Source organism: Amycolatopsis sp. 505 (genome assembly GCF_031625235.1).
Lineage (GTDB): Bacteria > Actinomycetota > Actinomycetes > Mycobacteriales > Pseudonocardiaceae > Amycolatopsis.
On the sequence record NZ_JACKQP010000005.1, the window covers coordinates 181,031 to 195,835 of the forward strand.

General features: G+C 74.3%; 12 protein-coding genes and 2 pseudogenes. 10 read left to right on the forward strand and 4 right to left on the reverse strand.

Annotated elements, in window-relative coordinates; genetic code table 11:
- The first annotated feature begins 137 nt into the window (after positions 1 to 137).
- From H5965_RS19965 to H5965_RS19990, 6 genes are read left to right on the forward strand one after another with little or no spacing between them, the layout of a single operon-like run.
- On the forward strand, positions 138 to 1,598 hold the full coding sequence (locus H5965_RS19965; RefSeq protein ID WP_310972015.1) for a trypsin-like peptidase domain-containing protein: 1,461 nt from the start codon (positions 138 to 140) through the stop codon (positions 1,596 to 1,598).
- Positions 1,595 to 3,787 carry a tetratricopeptide repeat protein gene (locus tag H5965_RS19970; protein WP_310971546.1) on the forward strand — a complete coding sequence of 731 codons (2,193 nt, stop codon included), beginning with the start codon at positions 1,595 to 1,597 and terminating at the stop codon, positions 3,785 to 3,787. The genes H5965_RS19965 and H5965_RS19970 overlap by 4 nt, the downstream gene beginning before the upstream one ends.
- A 4-nt stretch (positions 3,788 to 3,791) precedes the next feature.
- Positions 3,792 to 5,207: a VWA domain-containing protein gene (locus H5965_RS19975; protein WP_310971547.1), complete on the forward strand. Its 1,416-nt coding sequence runs from the start codon at positions 3,792 to 3,794 to the stop codon at positions 5,205 to 5,207.
- The gene (locus H5965_RS19980) at positions 5,204 to 6,319 is read left to right on the forward strand and encodes a hypothetical protein (protein WP_310971548.1); all 1,116 of its coding nucleotides are present in this window, start codon (positions 5,204 to 5,206) and stop codon (positions 6,317 to 6,319) included. The genes H5965_RS19975 and H5965_RS19980 overlap by 4 nt, the downstream gene beginning before the upstream one ends.
- Positions 6,316 to 7,605, forward strand: a complete 1,290-nt coding sequence (locus H5965_RS19985; protein ID WP_310971549.1) for an extracellular solute-binding protein — start codon at positions 6,316 to 6,318, stop codon at positions 7,603 to 7,605. Before H5965_RS19980 ends, H5965_RS19985 begins: the two co-directional genes overlap by 4 nt.
- A gap of 23 nt (positions 7,606 to 7,628) precedes the next feature.
- Complete coding sequence (locus H5965_RS19990) at positions 7,629 to 7,973, forward strand: CU044_2847 family protein (RefSeq protein WP_310971550.1); 345 nt, start codon at positions 7,629 to 7,631, stop codon at positions 7,971 to 7,973.
- A gap of 4 nt (positions 7,974 to 7,977) precedes the next feature.
- Here H5965_RS19990 and H5965_RS19995 read toward each other — a convergent pair.
- Positions 7,978 to 8,831: pseudogene (locus tag H5965_RS19995) on the reverse strand (SAM-dependent methyltransferase).
- Positions 8,832 to 8,939: 108 nt separating this feature from the next.
- Positions 8,940 to 9,137: a hypothetical protein gene (locus tag H5965_RS20000; protein ID WP_310971551.1), complete on the reverse strand. Its 198-nt coding sequence runs from the start codon at positions 9,135 to 9,137 to the stop codon at positions 8,940 to 8,942.
- Positions 9,138 to 9,335: 198 nt separating this feature from the next.
- Between H5965_RS20000 and H5965_RS20005 the strand changes: the two genes are divergently transcribed.
- Positions 9,336 to 10,070 (forward strand): sugar phosphate isomerase/epimerase, encoded by a 735-nt coding sequence (locus H5965_RS20005; protein WP_310971552.1) that lies wholly within the window; start codon positions 9,336 to 9,338, stop codon positions 10,068 to 10,070.
- Positions 10,067 to 11,167: a Gfo/Idh/MocA family oxidoreductase gene (locus tag H5965_RS20010; RefSeq protein WP_310971553.1), complete on the forward strand. Its 1,101-nt coding sequence runs from the start codon at positions 10,067 to 10,069 to the stop codon at positions 11,165 to 11,167. The genes H5965_RS20005 and H5965_RS20010 overlap by 4 nt, the downstream gene beginning before the upstream one ends.
- Here H5965_RS20010 and H5965_RS20015 read toward each other — a convergent pair.
- Positions 11,164 to 11,751: a TetR/AcrR family transcriptional regulator gene (locus H5965_RS20015; RefSeq protein WP_310971554.1), complete on the reverse strand. Its 588-nt coding sequence runs from the start codon at positions 11,749 to 11,751 to the stop codon at positions 11,164 to 11,166. The two genes, H5965_RS20010 and H5965_RS20015, sit on opposite strands and share 4 nt — an antisense overlap.
- 124 nt (positions 11,752 to 11,875) lie before the next feature.
- Here H5965_RS20015 and H5965_RS20020 point away from each other — a divergent pair, with 124 nt between their 5' ends.
- Both H5965_RS20020 and H5965_RS20025 read left to right on the forward strand, forming a co-directional pair.
- Positions 11,876 to 12,652, forward strand: a complete 777-nt coding sequence (locus tag H5965_RS20020) for a DeoR/GlpR family DNA-binding transcription regulator (RefSeq protein ID WP_310971555.1) — start codon at positions 11,876 to 11,878, stop codon at positions 12,650 to 12,652.
- A complete protein-coding gene (locus tag H5965_RS20025) occupies positions 12,649 to 13,842 on the forward strand; it encodes an MFS transporter (protein WP_310971556.1) in 1,194 nt (397 codons plus the stop codon). Before H5965_RS20020 ends, H5965_RS20025 begins: the two co-directional genes overlap by 4 nt.
- On the opposite strand, the pseudogene H5965_RS20030 reads toward H5965_RS20025, so the two are convergent.
- Positions 13,839 to 14,782 (reverse strand): annotated as a pseudogene (locus H5965_RS20030) (cation diffusion facilitator family transporter). The gene H5965_RS20025 and the pseudogene H5965_RS20030 overlap by 4 nt on opposite strands.
- Positions 14,783 to 14,805: the final 23 nt, after the last annotated feature.

Genomic DNA, 14,805 nt, shown 5'->3' on the forward strand with positions numbered 1-14,805 from the left:
CGGGTGATCTGCGGGGGTAAGCGGGCGAACCCGCCCCGGACTGTCGGTGCGGGGTCGTAAGGTCGCACCCGGTGAGGGAGCACAACGGTTCTGCCGAGGGGCGCGCGGGGGATCCGGAACCGTGGCGAGTGTGCTTGGTGAACTCGTCGGGCCGGGCACTGGGCGCCGGCATGCTGCTGGGCGAATCCACGGTGCTCACCTGCGCGCACGTCGTGCAGGCCGCGGGGGAGGAAGCGCTTTCGGGGGCGCACGTGCTGGTGCGGTTCGTCGGGCTGGACGGCATGCCGGAGACGCTCGCCGAGGTGCGCCCCGGCTGCTGGGTCCCGCCGTCGGAGGACGGCCGCGGCGACATCGCGCTGCTGGACCTCGCCGAAGCGTTCCCGCACGTGCCGGGCGCCCCCTTGGTCCGGCTCGGCGCGGTCCGTGACCGGGTGGTCCACACCTACGGCTTTCCGGCGCCGCACCGCTACGGCGTCTGGGTGAACAACGCCCAGCTGGCCGGCCCGGCCGGCGCCGCCGGGGAGTGGATCCAGCTCAACTCGCCGCTGCCCGGCGAGCGCGTGCGGCGCGGGTTCAGCGGCGCCGGCGTGATCGACAAGGCCACCGGTGCGGTGCTCGGCATGGTGGTCACCGAATACACCGACGAACGCGCGGGGCTCGCCTACCTGATCCCGGTCGAGGTGATCGTCCGGCACGTGCCCGACGTCGCCCGGTGGGTGGGCGAGCCGCCGAGGCCGTCGGCCGGTCCGCTGATCGTCGTCATCGGGGATCGCGACTCCGCCGTCCGGGACGGTTTCCTGGCGCAGGTGCGGCGCGAGCGCCGGGGCTCCCGGATCTCCGGCGAGCGGCTCGCCGCGATCGTGGACGCGACCGGCAAGACCACCGGTGAGGTGGCCGAGCACGTCAGCGCCGGGATCAGCACCGGCGAGGTGCTCACCGTGCTGGAGACCAACCCCGAGGACGTCGCGGTGGCGGTGACCGGCGTCGAAGACGCGCGGGCGCCGGAGGAGGTGCTCACCGACGTGGTGCGGCCGCTGGTCGACAAGGGCGCCACCGTGCTGGTCCAGTTCAGCGGCCCCGACTCACCCGGCGTGCGCCTGGCCCGGCGCTGGGAGAACGAGCGCAACGCGCGGCGCCTGGATCGGCTGGCGCTGCTGGTCGAGATGGTGGAGCACGAGGAGGACCGCACGCGGGAGCGAGCCGCCCGGATCGGTGCGCGCACGGCGGTGCCCGGCAGCTCCGCGGATCTGCGGCTGCGGCTGGCGGCGCTGCGCTCGGCGGGCGAGCGGATCGAGCCGGGCCGGGTGCGGCGGGCGCTGGCGGCGACCGAACGCGACGCGGAAGCGGCCCGGTGGGCGCTGGTCCGGTTGTACGCCGAGCTCGACGCGCTGGCCGCCCGGCACGACGAACTGCACGGACGGCTGCGCGGCTACAACGCCAAGGCGACCGACGCGGGCCTGATGGAGGACGAGGAACTGGCCGAGCTGTACCGGCCGGCCATGGCGGCGCTGACCCTGCGGCCCGGCGAGCCGGAAGCCGCCGCCGGGCTGGTCGAACGGTACGTACGGGCGGTCCGCCGCCGGCTGGAGGGCGCGTGACGACCGAAACCGCGTGGTGCCACGGCCGTCCGGTCGGCCCGATCGGGTTCTGCGAGGTGTGCGGCCGCCGCCGGGTGCCGGCCGAGCCGCCGCCGACGTCGGTGCCGGCCCCGGAAAGCACCCGCCGCAGTGTCGAGCTGTGGAGTGGCGAGGCGGACTTCCAGTCGCTGCCCGCGATCGAGGTGCCGGACCCGGAGAAGCTCGTCCTCGCCGACCCGGAATACCCCGAGCAGCACCGGTTCTGCGGGCACTGCGGGGAAGCCGTCGGCCGGGCGTACGCCGGCGAACCCGCGTTCGCCGAGGGGTACTGCGAAAACTGCGGCGAGCGCTTTTCCTTCCTGCCCAAGCTGAACCGCGGCGAGCGGGTCGGCGACCGCTACGACGTCCTCGGCTGCTTCGCCCGGGGCGGGCTCGGCTGGGTGTACCTGGCCGCCGACTCCGCGCTGGCCGGCCAGCACGTCGCGCTCAAGGGCGTGATCAACAGCGGCAACGCCGTGCTGAAGGCGATGGCGCGGGTCGAACGCGACGTGCTGGTCCGGCTCGACCACCCGAACATCGTGCGGATCAGCGACTTCGTCGAGCACACCCCGCCCGGTGGCGGCGAATCGGACACCTACCTGGTGATGGAGTACGTCGGCGGGCGGTCGCTGCGGGACCTGCTCAAGCAGGGGCCGCCGCCGCGGGTGGAGCACGTGATCGTCTACGGCCGGGCGATCCTCGGCGCGCTGGACTACCTCCACGGCGAAGGCCTGCTCTACTGCGACATGAAGCCGGAGAACGTGATCCACGGCGACAAGCGGGTCAAGGTCATCGACCTCGGCGCGGCCCGCGCGCTCGACGACCCGGCCGGGCCGAGCGTCGGCACCGAAGGGTTCCAGGCGCCGGCGCACGAACTCGCGCGGCACGGCCTGACCATCCGCTCGGACCTGCACACCGTGGGCCGGACGCTGCAGGTGCTGCTCGAAGCCGCGAGCGAAGACGTCGACCCGGACCGGGTCGCCGGCGGCCTGGACTCGCTGCACCGGGTGCTCGAACGGGCCGTCGCGCCGTTCGAGCGGCGGTTCACCACGGCGGCGGAAATGGCCGAACAGCTCGACGGCGTGCGCCGGGAAATCCTTTCGCTGCGCGACGAACGGCCGCGGCCGGTCCCGTCGGCGCTGTTCGAGGACACCGCGGAACTGCTCGACGACGGCCTCGGTGCGGTGCCCGGTCTCGACCACTGGGCCGGCGGCGAAGGCGGTGACGGCCCGCTGGACCTCGGCCTGCCGAGCGCCGCGGACGGGGCCGGCCGGCTGCCGATCCCGCGGGTCGCCCCCGAAGACGCCGCGGCCGAGTTCATCGCCATCGCGGGCGCGCCGGGGCCGCACCGCTGGCTGGGCAAGCTCGCGATGTTCGGTGAGCCCTCGGCCGAAATCGCGTTCGCCCGGACGCGCGCGCAGGTCGCGCTGGGGGATTCCGACGCCGCGGCCGCGGCGCTGTCCCAAGCCGAACAGCTGCTCGGCGCCGAGGCCGCCCGCGACTGGCGGGCGGCCTGGCACCACGGCCTGCTCGCGCTGGCCCGCGACGACGCCGAGCAGGCGGCGGCCGCGTTCGACCGGGTGCACCGCAGCTGGCCCGGCGAGATCGCCCCGAAGCTGGCGCTGGGGTTCTGCGCCGAGCTGCGCCGCGACACCGAGCAGGCCGAGCGCTGCTACCGCTCGGTGTGGCACCGCGACCACGGCCAGGTCAGCGCCGCCTTCGGCCTGGCCCGCTGCGCCCTGCGCACCCACGGCCGCGACACCGCGGTCGCCCTGCTCGACGCCGTGCCGCCGATCTCGCGCCACTACGACGCCGCGCGGATCGCCGCCGTGCGGATCCGGGCCGGGCGCCTGCCGTCCGGGCCGCCGGGCCGGGAGGACTTCGCCGACGCGGCCCGGCGGCTGCCCGAGCTCTACCTCGACCGGGAGGCCCAGGACCGGCTGGAGGCGCTGGTCCGCGAGGCCGCACTGGCCGGGCTCGGCGACCGTGATGGCGACGGCGGCGAGGGCTGGAACGGCGGCGCGCTCCTCGGCGAGCGCGTCACCGAACGCGGTCTGCGGTCGCTGCTCGAGCAGTCCCTGCGCCGGCTCGCCGAGCGGGCGCGCGACCGGAACGAACACGGCGTCCTGGTCGATCTCGCGAACTCCGTCCGGCCGAAGACGAGAAGGTGACCCGATGCCCGACCCGTCGTTCACCCTCCAGCTGAGCCAGAACAAGTACCTGGCGCCGAGCGACGACCGGATGGACGTCGTGCTCACCGTGCGGGTGGGCGAGGCCGGCGTCCCCGCGGCCGGGCCGCCGGTGACCGCCGAACTGCTGCTGGTGGACTGTTCCAGCTCGATGGACTGGCCGCCGACGAAGATCGAGGCCGCGCGGCACGCCTGCCGGGCGGCCGTCGGCTCGCTGCGGGACGGCGTGCTGTTCGGGGTCGTCGAATGCACCGGACGCGCCCGGCTCGTCTACCCGGCCGAGCCGCCACTGGCGGTGGCGGACGAGCGGACCCGCCACGAGGCGAAGGCGGCGGCGTCCGAACTCATCGCCGGCGGCGGTACGGCGATGAGCACGTGGCTGGACCTGGCCCGGGACCTGTTCGCGAAGACCCCGGCCGCCATCCGGCACGCGGTGCTGCTCACCGACGGCAAGAACGAGTCCGACCGCGCGGGGGCCCTCGACGCCGCGCTCGACCGCTGCCGGGGTCAGTTCGCCTGCGACGCCCGGGGCATCGGCGACGACTGGGAACCGCGGGACCTGCAGCGCATCGCGTCGGTCCTGCGCGGCAGCGCGGACGCCGTCCTGGAGGACGCCGAACTCGCCGGGGACTTCCGGCGCCTGGTCGAGCGGGCGATGGGCCGGACCGTGCCGGACGTCCGGCTGCGGCTGACCACGATGCCCTACAGCCGGTTGCGGTTCGTCAAGCAGGTGTTCCCGACCGAGGTCGAACTCACCGCGCAGTGCCATCCCCGAGAGGGGAACGCGATCGAGCTGCCGACGGGCGCGTGGGGCGACGAGCTGCGCGAGTACCACGTCTGCCTCGACGTCGAGACGGGGGAGCTGACGCGGTACGAAGACCGGTTGCTGGGCACGGTCACCCTCTTCGCCGGCGCGGACCGGGCGGTCGGCGAACAACAGGCCGTCGTCGGCTACCTGACCGACGACCTCGCGCTGTCCAGCGTGCCGGACGACAACGTCGCCCGCGTCACCGGCCAGGCCGAGCTGGGCCGCGCGGTCCGGGCGGGCTGGGACGCCTTCGAGCGCGACGACCGGGTGGAGGCGGCCCGCGAATGGGGCGCCGCGGTCCGGCTGGCGACCGAGCTGGGCAACGCGGAGATCCTCAAGCGCCTGGGCCGGTTGATCGACGTGCGCGACGACGGCACGGTCGCGATCAAGGACGGCGTGCGCCCACGGGACGGCTTTTCCCTGGTGCTCGGATCGACGATCTCCACCTACACCGGCGCGGCGGAACCCGTCGCCGCCGCGCCCGAAGCCGTCGGTGCCCCGCGCGAATGCGTCTACTGTGGACATAAAGCGCGGCCGACGGCGAAGCGGTGCGGGCACTGCGGCGAACCGTTCGAGGCGGGAGCGCCCTCGTGACCGCGATCAGCACCACCCGGCAGACCCTGTGGTGGCTGCGGCTCGGGCTCGTCGCCGGCAGCGTCCTGGTGCTGGGGACGGCGCTGGCGACCTTCCTCGGCGTGCGGGCCAGCCTCGCCGAGGTGCGGGAGCGGACCGCGCCCGCGGTGCTCGAAGTGTCGCTCGCCAAGGGGGCGCTCGTGGCCGCGCACCGCGCCGCGATGTCGGCCTTCGAACGCAACCAGGTGCAGCTCACCGGGCCCAGCGAGCAGTACGAGGACGGGATCGCCCTGGCCAGCCAGCAGCTCGCCCGGGTCGCCGAGCACAACGCGGCCGGGGACCAGGGCAGCCAGACGCTCCGGCTGATCGAAGGACTGCTGCCGGCCTACAACAGCGTCATCGGCCAGGCCGACGCCCACTACCGGCAGGACGGCGGTGGCCCGCTCGCCGCGAGCGACCTGCTGTCGGCGTCCGATCTGCTGACCGCACCGGAGAACGGCATCCTCGCGCGGCTCGACACGCTCGAAGCCGCCCAGCGGGCCGCGCTCGACCACCAGCTGGACACCGAATGGCTGGACCCGGCGATCACGCTGCTGTGGGCGCTGCCGCTGGTCGTCCTGCTCGGCACGCTCGGGTGGGCCCAGCGGTTCCTCGCCCGGCGGTTCCGGCGCACGGTGAACACCGCCTTGCTGGCGGCCACGGCGGCGTGCGTGGTGCTGGGCGCGGGAACCGCGCTGCTGCTGGGCGTCCAGTCGGACGCGCGGGACAGCGGGGCCGCGCTGGAACGGACCGTGGACGCGCAGTCCGCCGGCACCACGGCGGCGGCCGCCGGGGCCCGGGCGGCGCTCGTCCGGGTGGTGGTCGCCCAGTGCGGGCCGGGCGGGGCGGCCGCGTGCGGCGACACCGTGGCCGCGCTGGCCGCCACGACGACCACCCCGCCCGGCGCCGCGGTCGCGCCGCCGGACGAGGTCGACGAAGCCGCGCTGCTCGGGCCGGGGCTCACCGAACCGGGCTGGACGGGGGTGCTCGGCTACGGGATTCCCGTGCTGGCCGCCGGGATCGGGGTCCTGGCGGCCGGCGGCCTGCAACCCCGGCTCGACGAATACCGGTTCCGCGCGAGGAGGGCGTCGTGAAGCGCTGCGCCGCTCTGGTGCTGGCCGTCGTCCTGCTGCTGTCCGGGTGTTCCGCCGGGAGCGGCCCGGAGCCGGTGACGGTGCTGGGGCCGTGGACCGGCGACGAGCAGAAGGCGTTCCGGCAGGTGCTCGACGGGTTCACCCAGGCGACCGGGATCCCGGTGGACTACCAGGGCACCCGCGCGCAGAACCAGGTCCTGCGCGGCGACCTGCAGCAGGGCACCCCGCCCGACGTGGCGGTGCTGTCCAACCCGGCCGAACTCGCCGGGTACGTGCGCTCCGGGGACGTGAAGCCCCTGGACGCCGTCCTCGGTGCGGAGGCGGCCGCGGCGTACAGCCCGCAGTGGCGGAAACTGCAGCAGCTCGGCGAGAACGCCGTGTACGCGGTCGTGGTGAAGGCCGACCTGAAGAGCATCGTCTGGTACACGCCGAAGTCGTTCCCCGGGCCGATACCGTCCACATGGGACGAACTCGTCACCGCGTCCCAGCGGCTGGCCGCGGCCGGGCAGCGGCCGTGGTGCCTCGGCATGGGCGCCCCGCCGAACTCCGGGTTCCCCGGCACGGACTGGCTGGAGGACATCCTGCTGCACCGCGCCGGACCGGACGTCTACCGCAGCTGGACCGCGGGCCGGCTGCCCTGGACCGACGCGGCGATGGTGGACGCCTGGCGCAGCTGGGGCACGCTGGTCCTCGCGCCGGGCGCGGTCCGCGGCGGCAGCACGGCGGCGCTGCTGACGTCGTTCGCCGACGCCGGCCGCGCGATGTTCGCCGACCCGCCCGGGTGCGCGCTGGAACACCTCGGCTCGTTCGCGATCGGCGGGTACACCGCGATCCGGCGCGCGAGCGGGCCGCCGGTCCCCGACCGGGACTTCCGGTTCTTCCCGTTCCCGGGTTCCGGCGGCGCCGGCCCGTCCGAGGTCTCGGCGGATCTCGCCGGGATGTTCCGCGACACCCCGGCGGCGCGCCGGCTCATGGCCTACCTGGCCGGGGCGGAGGGCCAGCGGATCTGGCCGTCCGGCGGGACGACGTTCTCGGTGCACCAGCACCTGGCCGGGCCGGACGTCTACCGCAGCGAGGTGAGCCGGCGGATCGCGGCGACCCTCGCCGGCGACGGCGACCTGTGCTTCGACGCGTCGGACCTGATGCCCTCGGCGATGACCAGCGCGTTCTACCAGGCGGTGCTGGAGTACCTGGCCCGTCCCGACCGGTTGCCCTTCCTGCTCGACAAGCTCGAGCAGGTGCGCCAGGGCATCGGCCAGGACCAGTGGCTCGACCTGCCGTGCTAGTCCCTTACGGAGAAGGAGATCCGGTGCAGGAGTTCGTGCGGTTCCCGCTGGACGACGGCGGTTCGGTCGTCGTCGAGGTCGAAGGGGAACCAGGCCTGGAACAGGCGTCGGTGCCGTCGGGGGTGCTCCGCAAGGCGACCACGACCTTCGAGCACGCGCTGAGCGAGGTCCGCGCGGCCGCGTCCGCCGCGCTGGCGCAGTTCCGCGACCTGGGCCCGGACGAGGTCGAGCTCAAGTTCGGCGTCAAGCTGGACGCCCAGGCCGGGGCCGTGATCGCGCGGACCGGGCTGCAAGGCCAGTTCGAGGTCAAGCTGAAGTGGGTGCGCGGCGAGGCGGCCCCGGCCGAAGAGCCGGCCGAGGAGGGGTGAGGCGCTACCGCTTGTAGCCGACGATCCCGGCGACGCACTTGGCCGAGTCGCTCAGCGGCGTGAGCCGGGGGCCGTCCGGCCACCACTCGTCGCAGACCGCCATGCCCGGCCCGGACGTCGCGTTCGGCTGGACGATCTCGAGGCCGGCCAGCATCGCTTCGATCTCCGCGCGGGTGCGGAAGCGGCCGGCGCCGAGCGGGCCCTGCACGAGGATCTGCTCGATCCGCTTGGCGATCTCGGTCAGCTCCGGCACTTCGGGGTCGAAGAAGTGCGACAGCACCACGTACGAGCCGGGTGCCAGCGCGTCGATGTACTCGCGCATGATGTCGAAGACGCCGTCGCCCTCGTAGTGGTGCATCGTGCCCACCTGCAGCAGGCGACCGGCTCGGAGAAGTCGACGTGCGCCAGGACTTCCTTGTGGCCCAGCACTTCCTGCGGCTGGAAGATGTCCGCCTCGACCATGTGCGTGAAGTCGTTCTCGACGAGCAGCGCGCGGCCGTGGGCGAGGACCACCGGGTCGTTGTCGACGTAGACGACCGTGTTGTCCTTGTCGATGCGCTGGACGATCTGGTGGGTGTTCTCGGCCGTCGGCAGCCCGGAGCCGCAGTCGACGAACTGGCTGATCTTCGTCTGGCCGGCCAGCATCCGCAGCGCGCGGTTGTGGAACCCGCGGTTGCCGCGGGCGATGTCCACCGCTTCCGGGACCGCCGCACGGATCTTCTCCATCACCACGCGGTCGACTTCGTAGAAGTTGTTGCCGCCGAGGAACCCGTCGTAGATCCGCGCGATGCTCGGCCGGGCCGGGTCGACGCCGACCGGCGTCTGGCTCGGGGACAGCGCGGATGGCGTGTCGGACATGGCGACCTCGCAGGACTGTGATGTGCGGCGTGTGTGCGGCGCGGCGTGCGGCGTTGGGCCACCCAGCGTAGTAGGTCGCGTCCGCGCGGTGAACCCGAGGTGGCTCTCTCAGCCGCTCGGGCGGAGCCGCTGGCCGGGGATGTCCGCGGCGCGCTGGGCGCGTTCGCGGCGCAGCCGCTCGAGGTGCTGCTCGATCCGCCGGTCGAGGTCGCGCGCGGCTTCGGACAGGTCCGTCAGGTCGCGACGGGCCGCCGACGGGCGCCCGACGGCGGCCGCGGTGTCCCTTTCGTCCCCTGCCCTGTCCACGTGCCGGCACCTCCCGGGATCGACCTGGCTTCCTGCTCTTGGCGTAACTGCCCCATCGGCCGCTTGCCAAAACCCCGTCCGGCGTGAGCCGCCGCACGCGGCCGTCCGGCTGACAGCCCCTGGTGGCAATTTTGACCAGGTGGTAGAAATTGAGGAGCCGTGGCGGACGGCCGCCACGAGGAAGTGGAGGAGCCGGTGATGAGCGAGCCTTCCGTGCAGCTGTATTCGGTCCGAGACGCGTTCGCGGCCGATCCCGCCGACACCCTGCGGCGGCTCGCCGCGATCGGCTTCACACAGGTGGAGCCGTACGGCGTCCTCGAAAACGCCGAGGTCCTGCGCGCCGGGCTGCCCGCCAACGGCCTGACCGCCCCGACCGCTCACGCACAACTGCTCGGCGCCGACCAGCACGCCGTCTTCGCCGCCGCGGCCGAGCTGGGCATCGGCCTGGTGATCGACCCCTTCGTGCCGGCCGAGCGGTGGCAGGAACCCGCTGACATCGCGGCCACGGCGGAGGGGCTCAACGCCGCCGCGAAGCTCGCGGCCGAGCACGGCGTGGCCGTCGGCTACCACAACCACTGGTGGGAACTGGAATCCCGGATCGACGGCCGCAGCGCCTTCGAGGTGTTCGCCGAGCAGCTCGACCCGGCGGTCGCCCTCGAGGTCGACACCTACTGGGCCACCGCGGGAGGCGAGGACGCGGCCGCCCTGCTGCGGCGCCTCGGCGACCGGGTGCGGGCCATCCACGTCAAGGACGGCGGCCTCGCCACCGACGCCACCGGCCAGGTCCCGGCCGGCCAGGGCCGGGTGCCGGTCGCCGACGTGCTCGCCGCCGCGCCGGACGCGCTGCGCGTGGTCGAGTTCGACGCCTTCGACGGCGACCTCTTCGAGGCCATCGCGGCCAGCCACGCCTTCCTGAGCGGCGCGGACCGGTGACCGGCGGGCCGGTCGGTGTCGGGATCATCGGCACCGGCGTCATCAGCGGCACCTACCTCGAAAACCTCACCGCCTTCCCGGACGTCCGCGTGGTGCGGGTCGCCGACCTCGACACCGCCCGAGCGGCGGCGCGCGCGGCCGAACACGGCGTGCCGCGCGCGGGCACGGTGGCGGAACTGCTGGCCGACCCGGACGTCGAGCTGGTCGTCAACCTGACCGTCCCGGCCGCGCACGTCGAGGTCGGGCTCGCCGCGCTCGAAGCGGGCAAGCACGTGTGGACGGAGAAACCCCTGGCGCTGGACCGCCAGACCGGCCGCAAGCTCCTCGATCGCGCGCGGGAGAAGAACCTGCGCGTGGCGAGCGCGCCCGACACCGTGCTCGGCGCCGCGCTGCAGACCGCGCGCCACGCCGTCGACGCGGGCCGGATCGGCCGTCCCCTCACCGCACTCGCGCTGTTCCAGGTGCCGGGGCCGGAGCTGTGGCACCCGGCGCCGGAGTTCTACTTCCAGCCCGGCGGCGGCCCGCTGCTCGACATGGGCCCGTACTACCTCACGATGCTGGTGCACCTGCTCGGCCCGATCCGGCGCGTCACCGGGGCCGGCGGGCGGGCGCGGGACACCCGGGTCGTCGGATCCGGGCCGCGGGCCGGTACCGAGTTCCCGGTGCTGGTGCCGACGACGGTCACCGCGCTCGTCGAGTTCGAGAGCGCCTCCGCGCAGCTGGTCCTGAGCTTCGACTCGGCGCTCAAGCGGCCCGCGTTGGCCGAGCTGACCGGCACGTTGGGCACGGCCGTGCTGCCGGACCCCAACCGGTTCGACGAGCCCACCCGGCTGCACCTGCTCGACCGGGACGAGCCGGAAGAGCTGGCGCCGCACGGACACGCGGCTTCGCGCGGCACCGGCGCGCTGGAACTGGCCCGGGCCATCCGGGCGGGCGTGCCGGAACGCGCGTCCGGCGAGCTGGCCTACCACGTGCTCGACGCGATGCTGGCCATCGACGAATCCATGACGCGCGGGCAGAGCGTGGAGGTCGAGAGCACCATCGAGGTCCCGCCGCTGCTGCCGGCGGGGTGGGACCCGTACGCGAAGACCCTCTAGAGCGGGACGGTGAGCAGATTCTGCAGGTAGAAGCGCAGCGAGCCGACCAGGTCGACGTCGCCGGGCACGGTCAGCCACTGCACCTGCAGGCCGTCCATCAGGGCGATGAAGGTCAGTGCCGCCAGTCCGGGCTCGACGCCGTCCCGCAGCTCACCGCGGGCGGCGAGGGCCTCGAACGACTCGTGGACGCCGTCGCGGGCGGCCCGGTAGTGGCGCACGAAGTACTCGTGCGCCGGGTGGTCCGGGGCGACCGCTTCGGCGGCGAGCCGCGAGTAGAGGTCGACGATCCCGGGGTGGCGGACGTTGTGCTCGGCGAGCGCGACGAAGTGGCGCAGGACCTCGAGCCCGGGCGGCACGGTGAGCTGCTCGCGCTCGGAATCGTCGGCGTCCCGGCGTTCGAGCACCGCGGCGAGCAGGGCCTCCTTGGTGGGGAAGTAGTAGAGGAGGCCGGCGTGCGAGATCCCGACGCGCTTGGCGATCTCCCGCAGCGACGAGCCGTGGTAGCCGAGCTCGCCGTACGCCGCGGCCGCCGCCGTGATGATGTCTTCGCGGCGGATCCGGCCCTTCAGGTAGCCCCCGGTCACGGGGTCGCGGTGGTCTCGGCGGCGTGCACGCCGACCATCATGCCCCAGTGGTGGTTCGCACATGCCGGGTGAGCGGATGAACAAACCGGTTGTGCGAGCCTGCCCGGATTGCGAATATCGCGACGTGAAGAGCGCGGAGCGGCAGCAGGTGATCGTGGAGCGCCTGCGCGGCGCTGCTCAGGTGGGCGTCGCCGAGCTGGCGGAAGCGACCGGGGCGTCGGAGATGACCGTCCGCCGCGACCTCGACCACCTGGCGTCCCGGGGCGTGCTGCGCCGGGTGCACGGCGGCGCGGTCCCGGCGTCGCCGCCGGGGCCGGAGCCGCCGTTCGCGGCCCGCGCGACGGCCGGGCTCGCGGCGAAGCGCGCCATCGCCACCGCGGCGGCCGAGCTGATCCGCGACGGCGAGACCGTCGTCCTCGACCGCGGCACGACGGCCTTCGAACTCGCGCGGCTGCTGCGCGGGCGTCCGATCACCGTGATGCCGCTGTCCCTGCACGCGGCCCGCGAGCTGGCCGAGGTGCCCGGCGTCCGGCTGCTGCTGCCCGGCGGCGAAGCGCGGCCGGGGGAGCAGGCCCTGGCCGGCCCGCTGACGCTGGCGTCGCTGCGGGCCCTGCGGTTCGACGTCGCCGTGCTGAGCCCCTGCGCGCTCGGCGTCGACTCCGGGCTCACCGCCTTCGACCTGGACGACGCCGAGGTCAAGCGGACCGCGCTCGAGGTCGCGGCCCGGACGATCGTGCTCGCCGACGGCGCCAAGTGGGGCCGCCGCGCGCTCGCCTGCATTTGTCCCGCCGACCGCGCCGGCGTGGTGATCACCGACCCCGGCGCGCCCGAAGACCAGCGTGCCGCGCTGACCGAGCGCGGCGTACTCGTGCACGTCGCCGTCCCCTTGGAGAGCCGATGACCGTCCCGCCCCGCCCGCGCGCCGCCCGGTTCGCGACCTTCATGTTCTTCGGCCTCAACGGGTTCGCGATGGGCATGTGGGTGGTGCACATCCCGAACGTCGAGCGCGCGACTGGCATTTCGCACAGTACGCTGGGCGCGCTGCTGCTGGTGCTCGGCGGCGCCGCGTTCGCCGGCATGCAGGTGGCCGGGCCGCTCGTCGACCGGCTCGGGCACCGGCGGCTGGTCCCGGCCGCCGGCATCCTGATGGGCCTCGCGGTGTGCGCGCCCGGGTTCGCGAACTCGTGGTGGGCACTGGGCTTGTCGCTGGCCTTCTTCGGCTTCGGCAACGGTGCGATCGACGTCGGGATGAACTCCCACGCGGTCGTCGTCGAGCGCGCCTACCCGCGCCCGATCATGGCGGCGTTCCACGCGATGTGGTCGATCGGCGGCGCGATCGCCGCGGTCATCGGCGCGGCGACGCTCGGCGCGGGCGTGCCCACCGGCGTGACGCTCACCGGCACCGGCCTGGTCTGCGTGCTGCTTTCCGTGCTGTCGGCGCGGTTCCTGATGGAACCGGCCGACGCGCCCGCCGCCGCCTCTCCCGAGGTGGCCGGGCCGGTCGTCACGCGCCGGACGCCGGGCCGCACGGTCTGGCTGCTCGGCCTGCTGGCGCTCGCGCTGATGCTGTCGGAGGGCGTCGCGAACGACTGGGCCGCGCTCCACATGGAGAAGGTGCTCGGCACCTCGGCGTCCACGGCGGCCCTGGCGTACGGCGCGTTCGCGGTGGCGATGACGACCGGCCGGTTCCTGACCGACCGCGTCGCGGCCTGGGCCGGCCCGGCGGCGATCGTCCGTTACGGAGCCACCTTGGCGGCGGTCGGCCTGACGATCGCCGCGGCGGCGCCGTGGGTGCCGGTGTCCCTGGTGGGCTGGGCGCTGTTCGGCCTGGGCCTCTCGGGCGGTGTCCCGCAGCTGTTCACCGCGGCGGGCAACCTGGACACGCGGGCGTCGGGCGCGCTGATGGCCCGCGTGGTCGGCCTCGGGTACGTCGGCCTGCTGGCCGGCCCGGCGCTCATCGGCGGGCTGACCCGGTGGATGCCGCTGAACGTGACGTTCGCGGTGCCGGTGGTCCTGTGCGTGCTGGCGGCGGTGTTCGCCGGGGTGCTGAGCCCGAAGCCGGAGCCGGCGGAGCAGCCCGTCGGGTGCTAGCGGTGGTGGGCGACGGTTTCGTGTGCCCGGTCGGCGCCGGTGGCCGGTTCGGTGTGGACCACGACCGCGGTCAGGCGCGGGATCGTGTGCAGCAGCCGGTGTTCCACCTCGTGCGCGAGCCGGTGGGCGGCCTCGACGGTCAGGTCCGCCGCCACCGTCACGGCGAGCTCGGCCCGGAGGTGGTGCCCGATCCAGCGCATCCGGAGCTCCCGGGCGTCGAGCACGCCCTCGACGTCCCGGGCCGTCCGTTCGGCCAGCTCGACCGACGCGGGGTCGACGGCGTCCAGGAGCCGCCGTCGCGCAGGACGAACAGGATCGCGACGGTGATGACGAGCCCGACGATCGGATCCGCGGCGGGGAAGCCGAAGCCGACGCCGGCCGCCCCGGCGACGACGGCCAGTGACGTGAAGCCGTCGGTGCGCGCGTGCAGCCCGTCGGCGACCAGGGCGGCCGAGCCGATCTCCCGGCCGATCCTGATCCGGTACCGGGCCACGAGTTCGTTGCCGGCGAAGCCGATCACCCCGGCCGCGGCGACCACCCAGGGGTGGGCGACCGGCCGGGGATCGAGCAGCCGCGCCACCGATTCGTACCCGGCGACCGCGGCCGAAGCCGCGACGACGAGCACGACGACCACACCGGCGAGGTCTTCGGCGCGTCCGAATCCGTAGGTGTAGCGGCGGGTCGCGGCGCGCCGGCCGAGCAGGAACGCCACGCCGAGCGGGACGGCGGTCAACGCGTCGGCGAAGTTGTGCACGGTGTCGCCGAGCAGCGCCACCGATCCGGTGACGAGCACGAGCGCAAGCTGCGCGACGGCGGTGACGGACAGCGCGGCGAACGACCACCCCAGCGCGCGCATCCCGCGCCGGCTGGTCTCGAGGGCGTGGTCGACGCGGTCGGCGCTGTCGTGGCGGTGCGGCCGCCACTTCGAGTGTCCGTGCATGAACCCACTCTATCTGCGCAAGC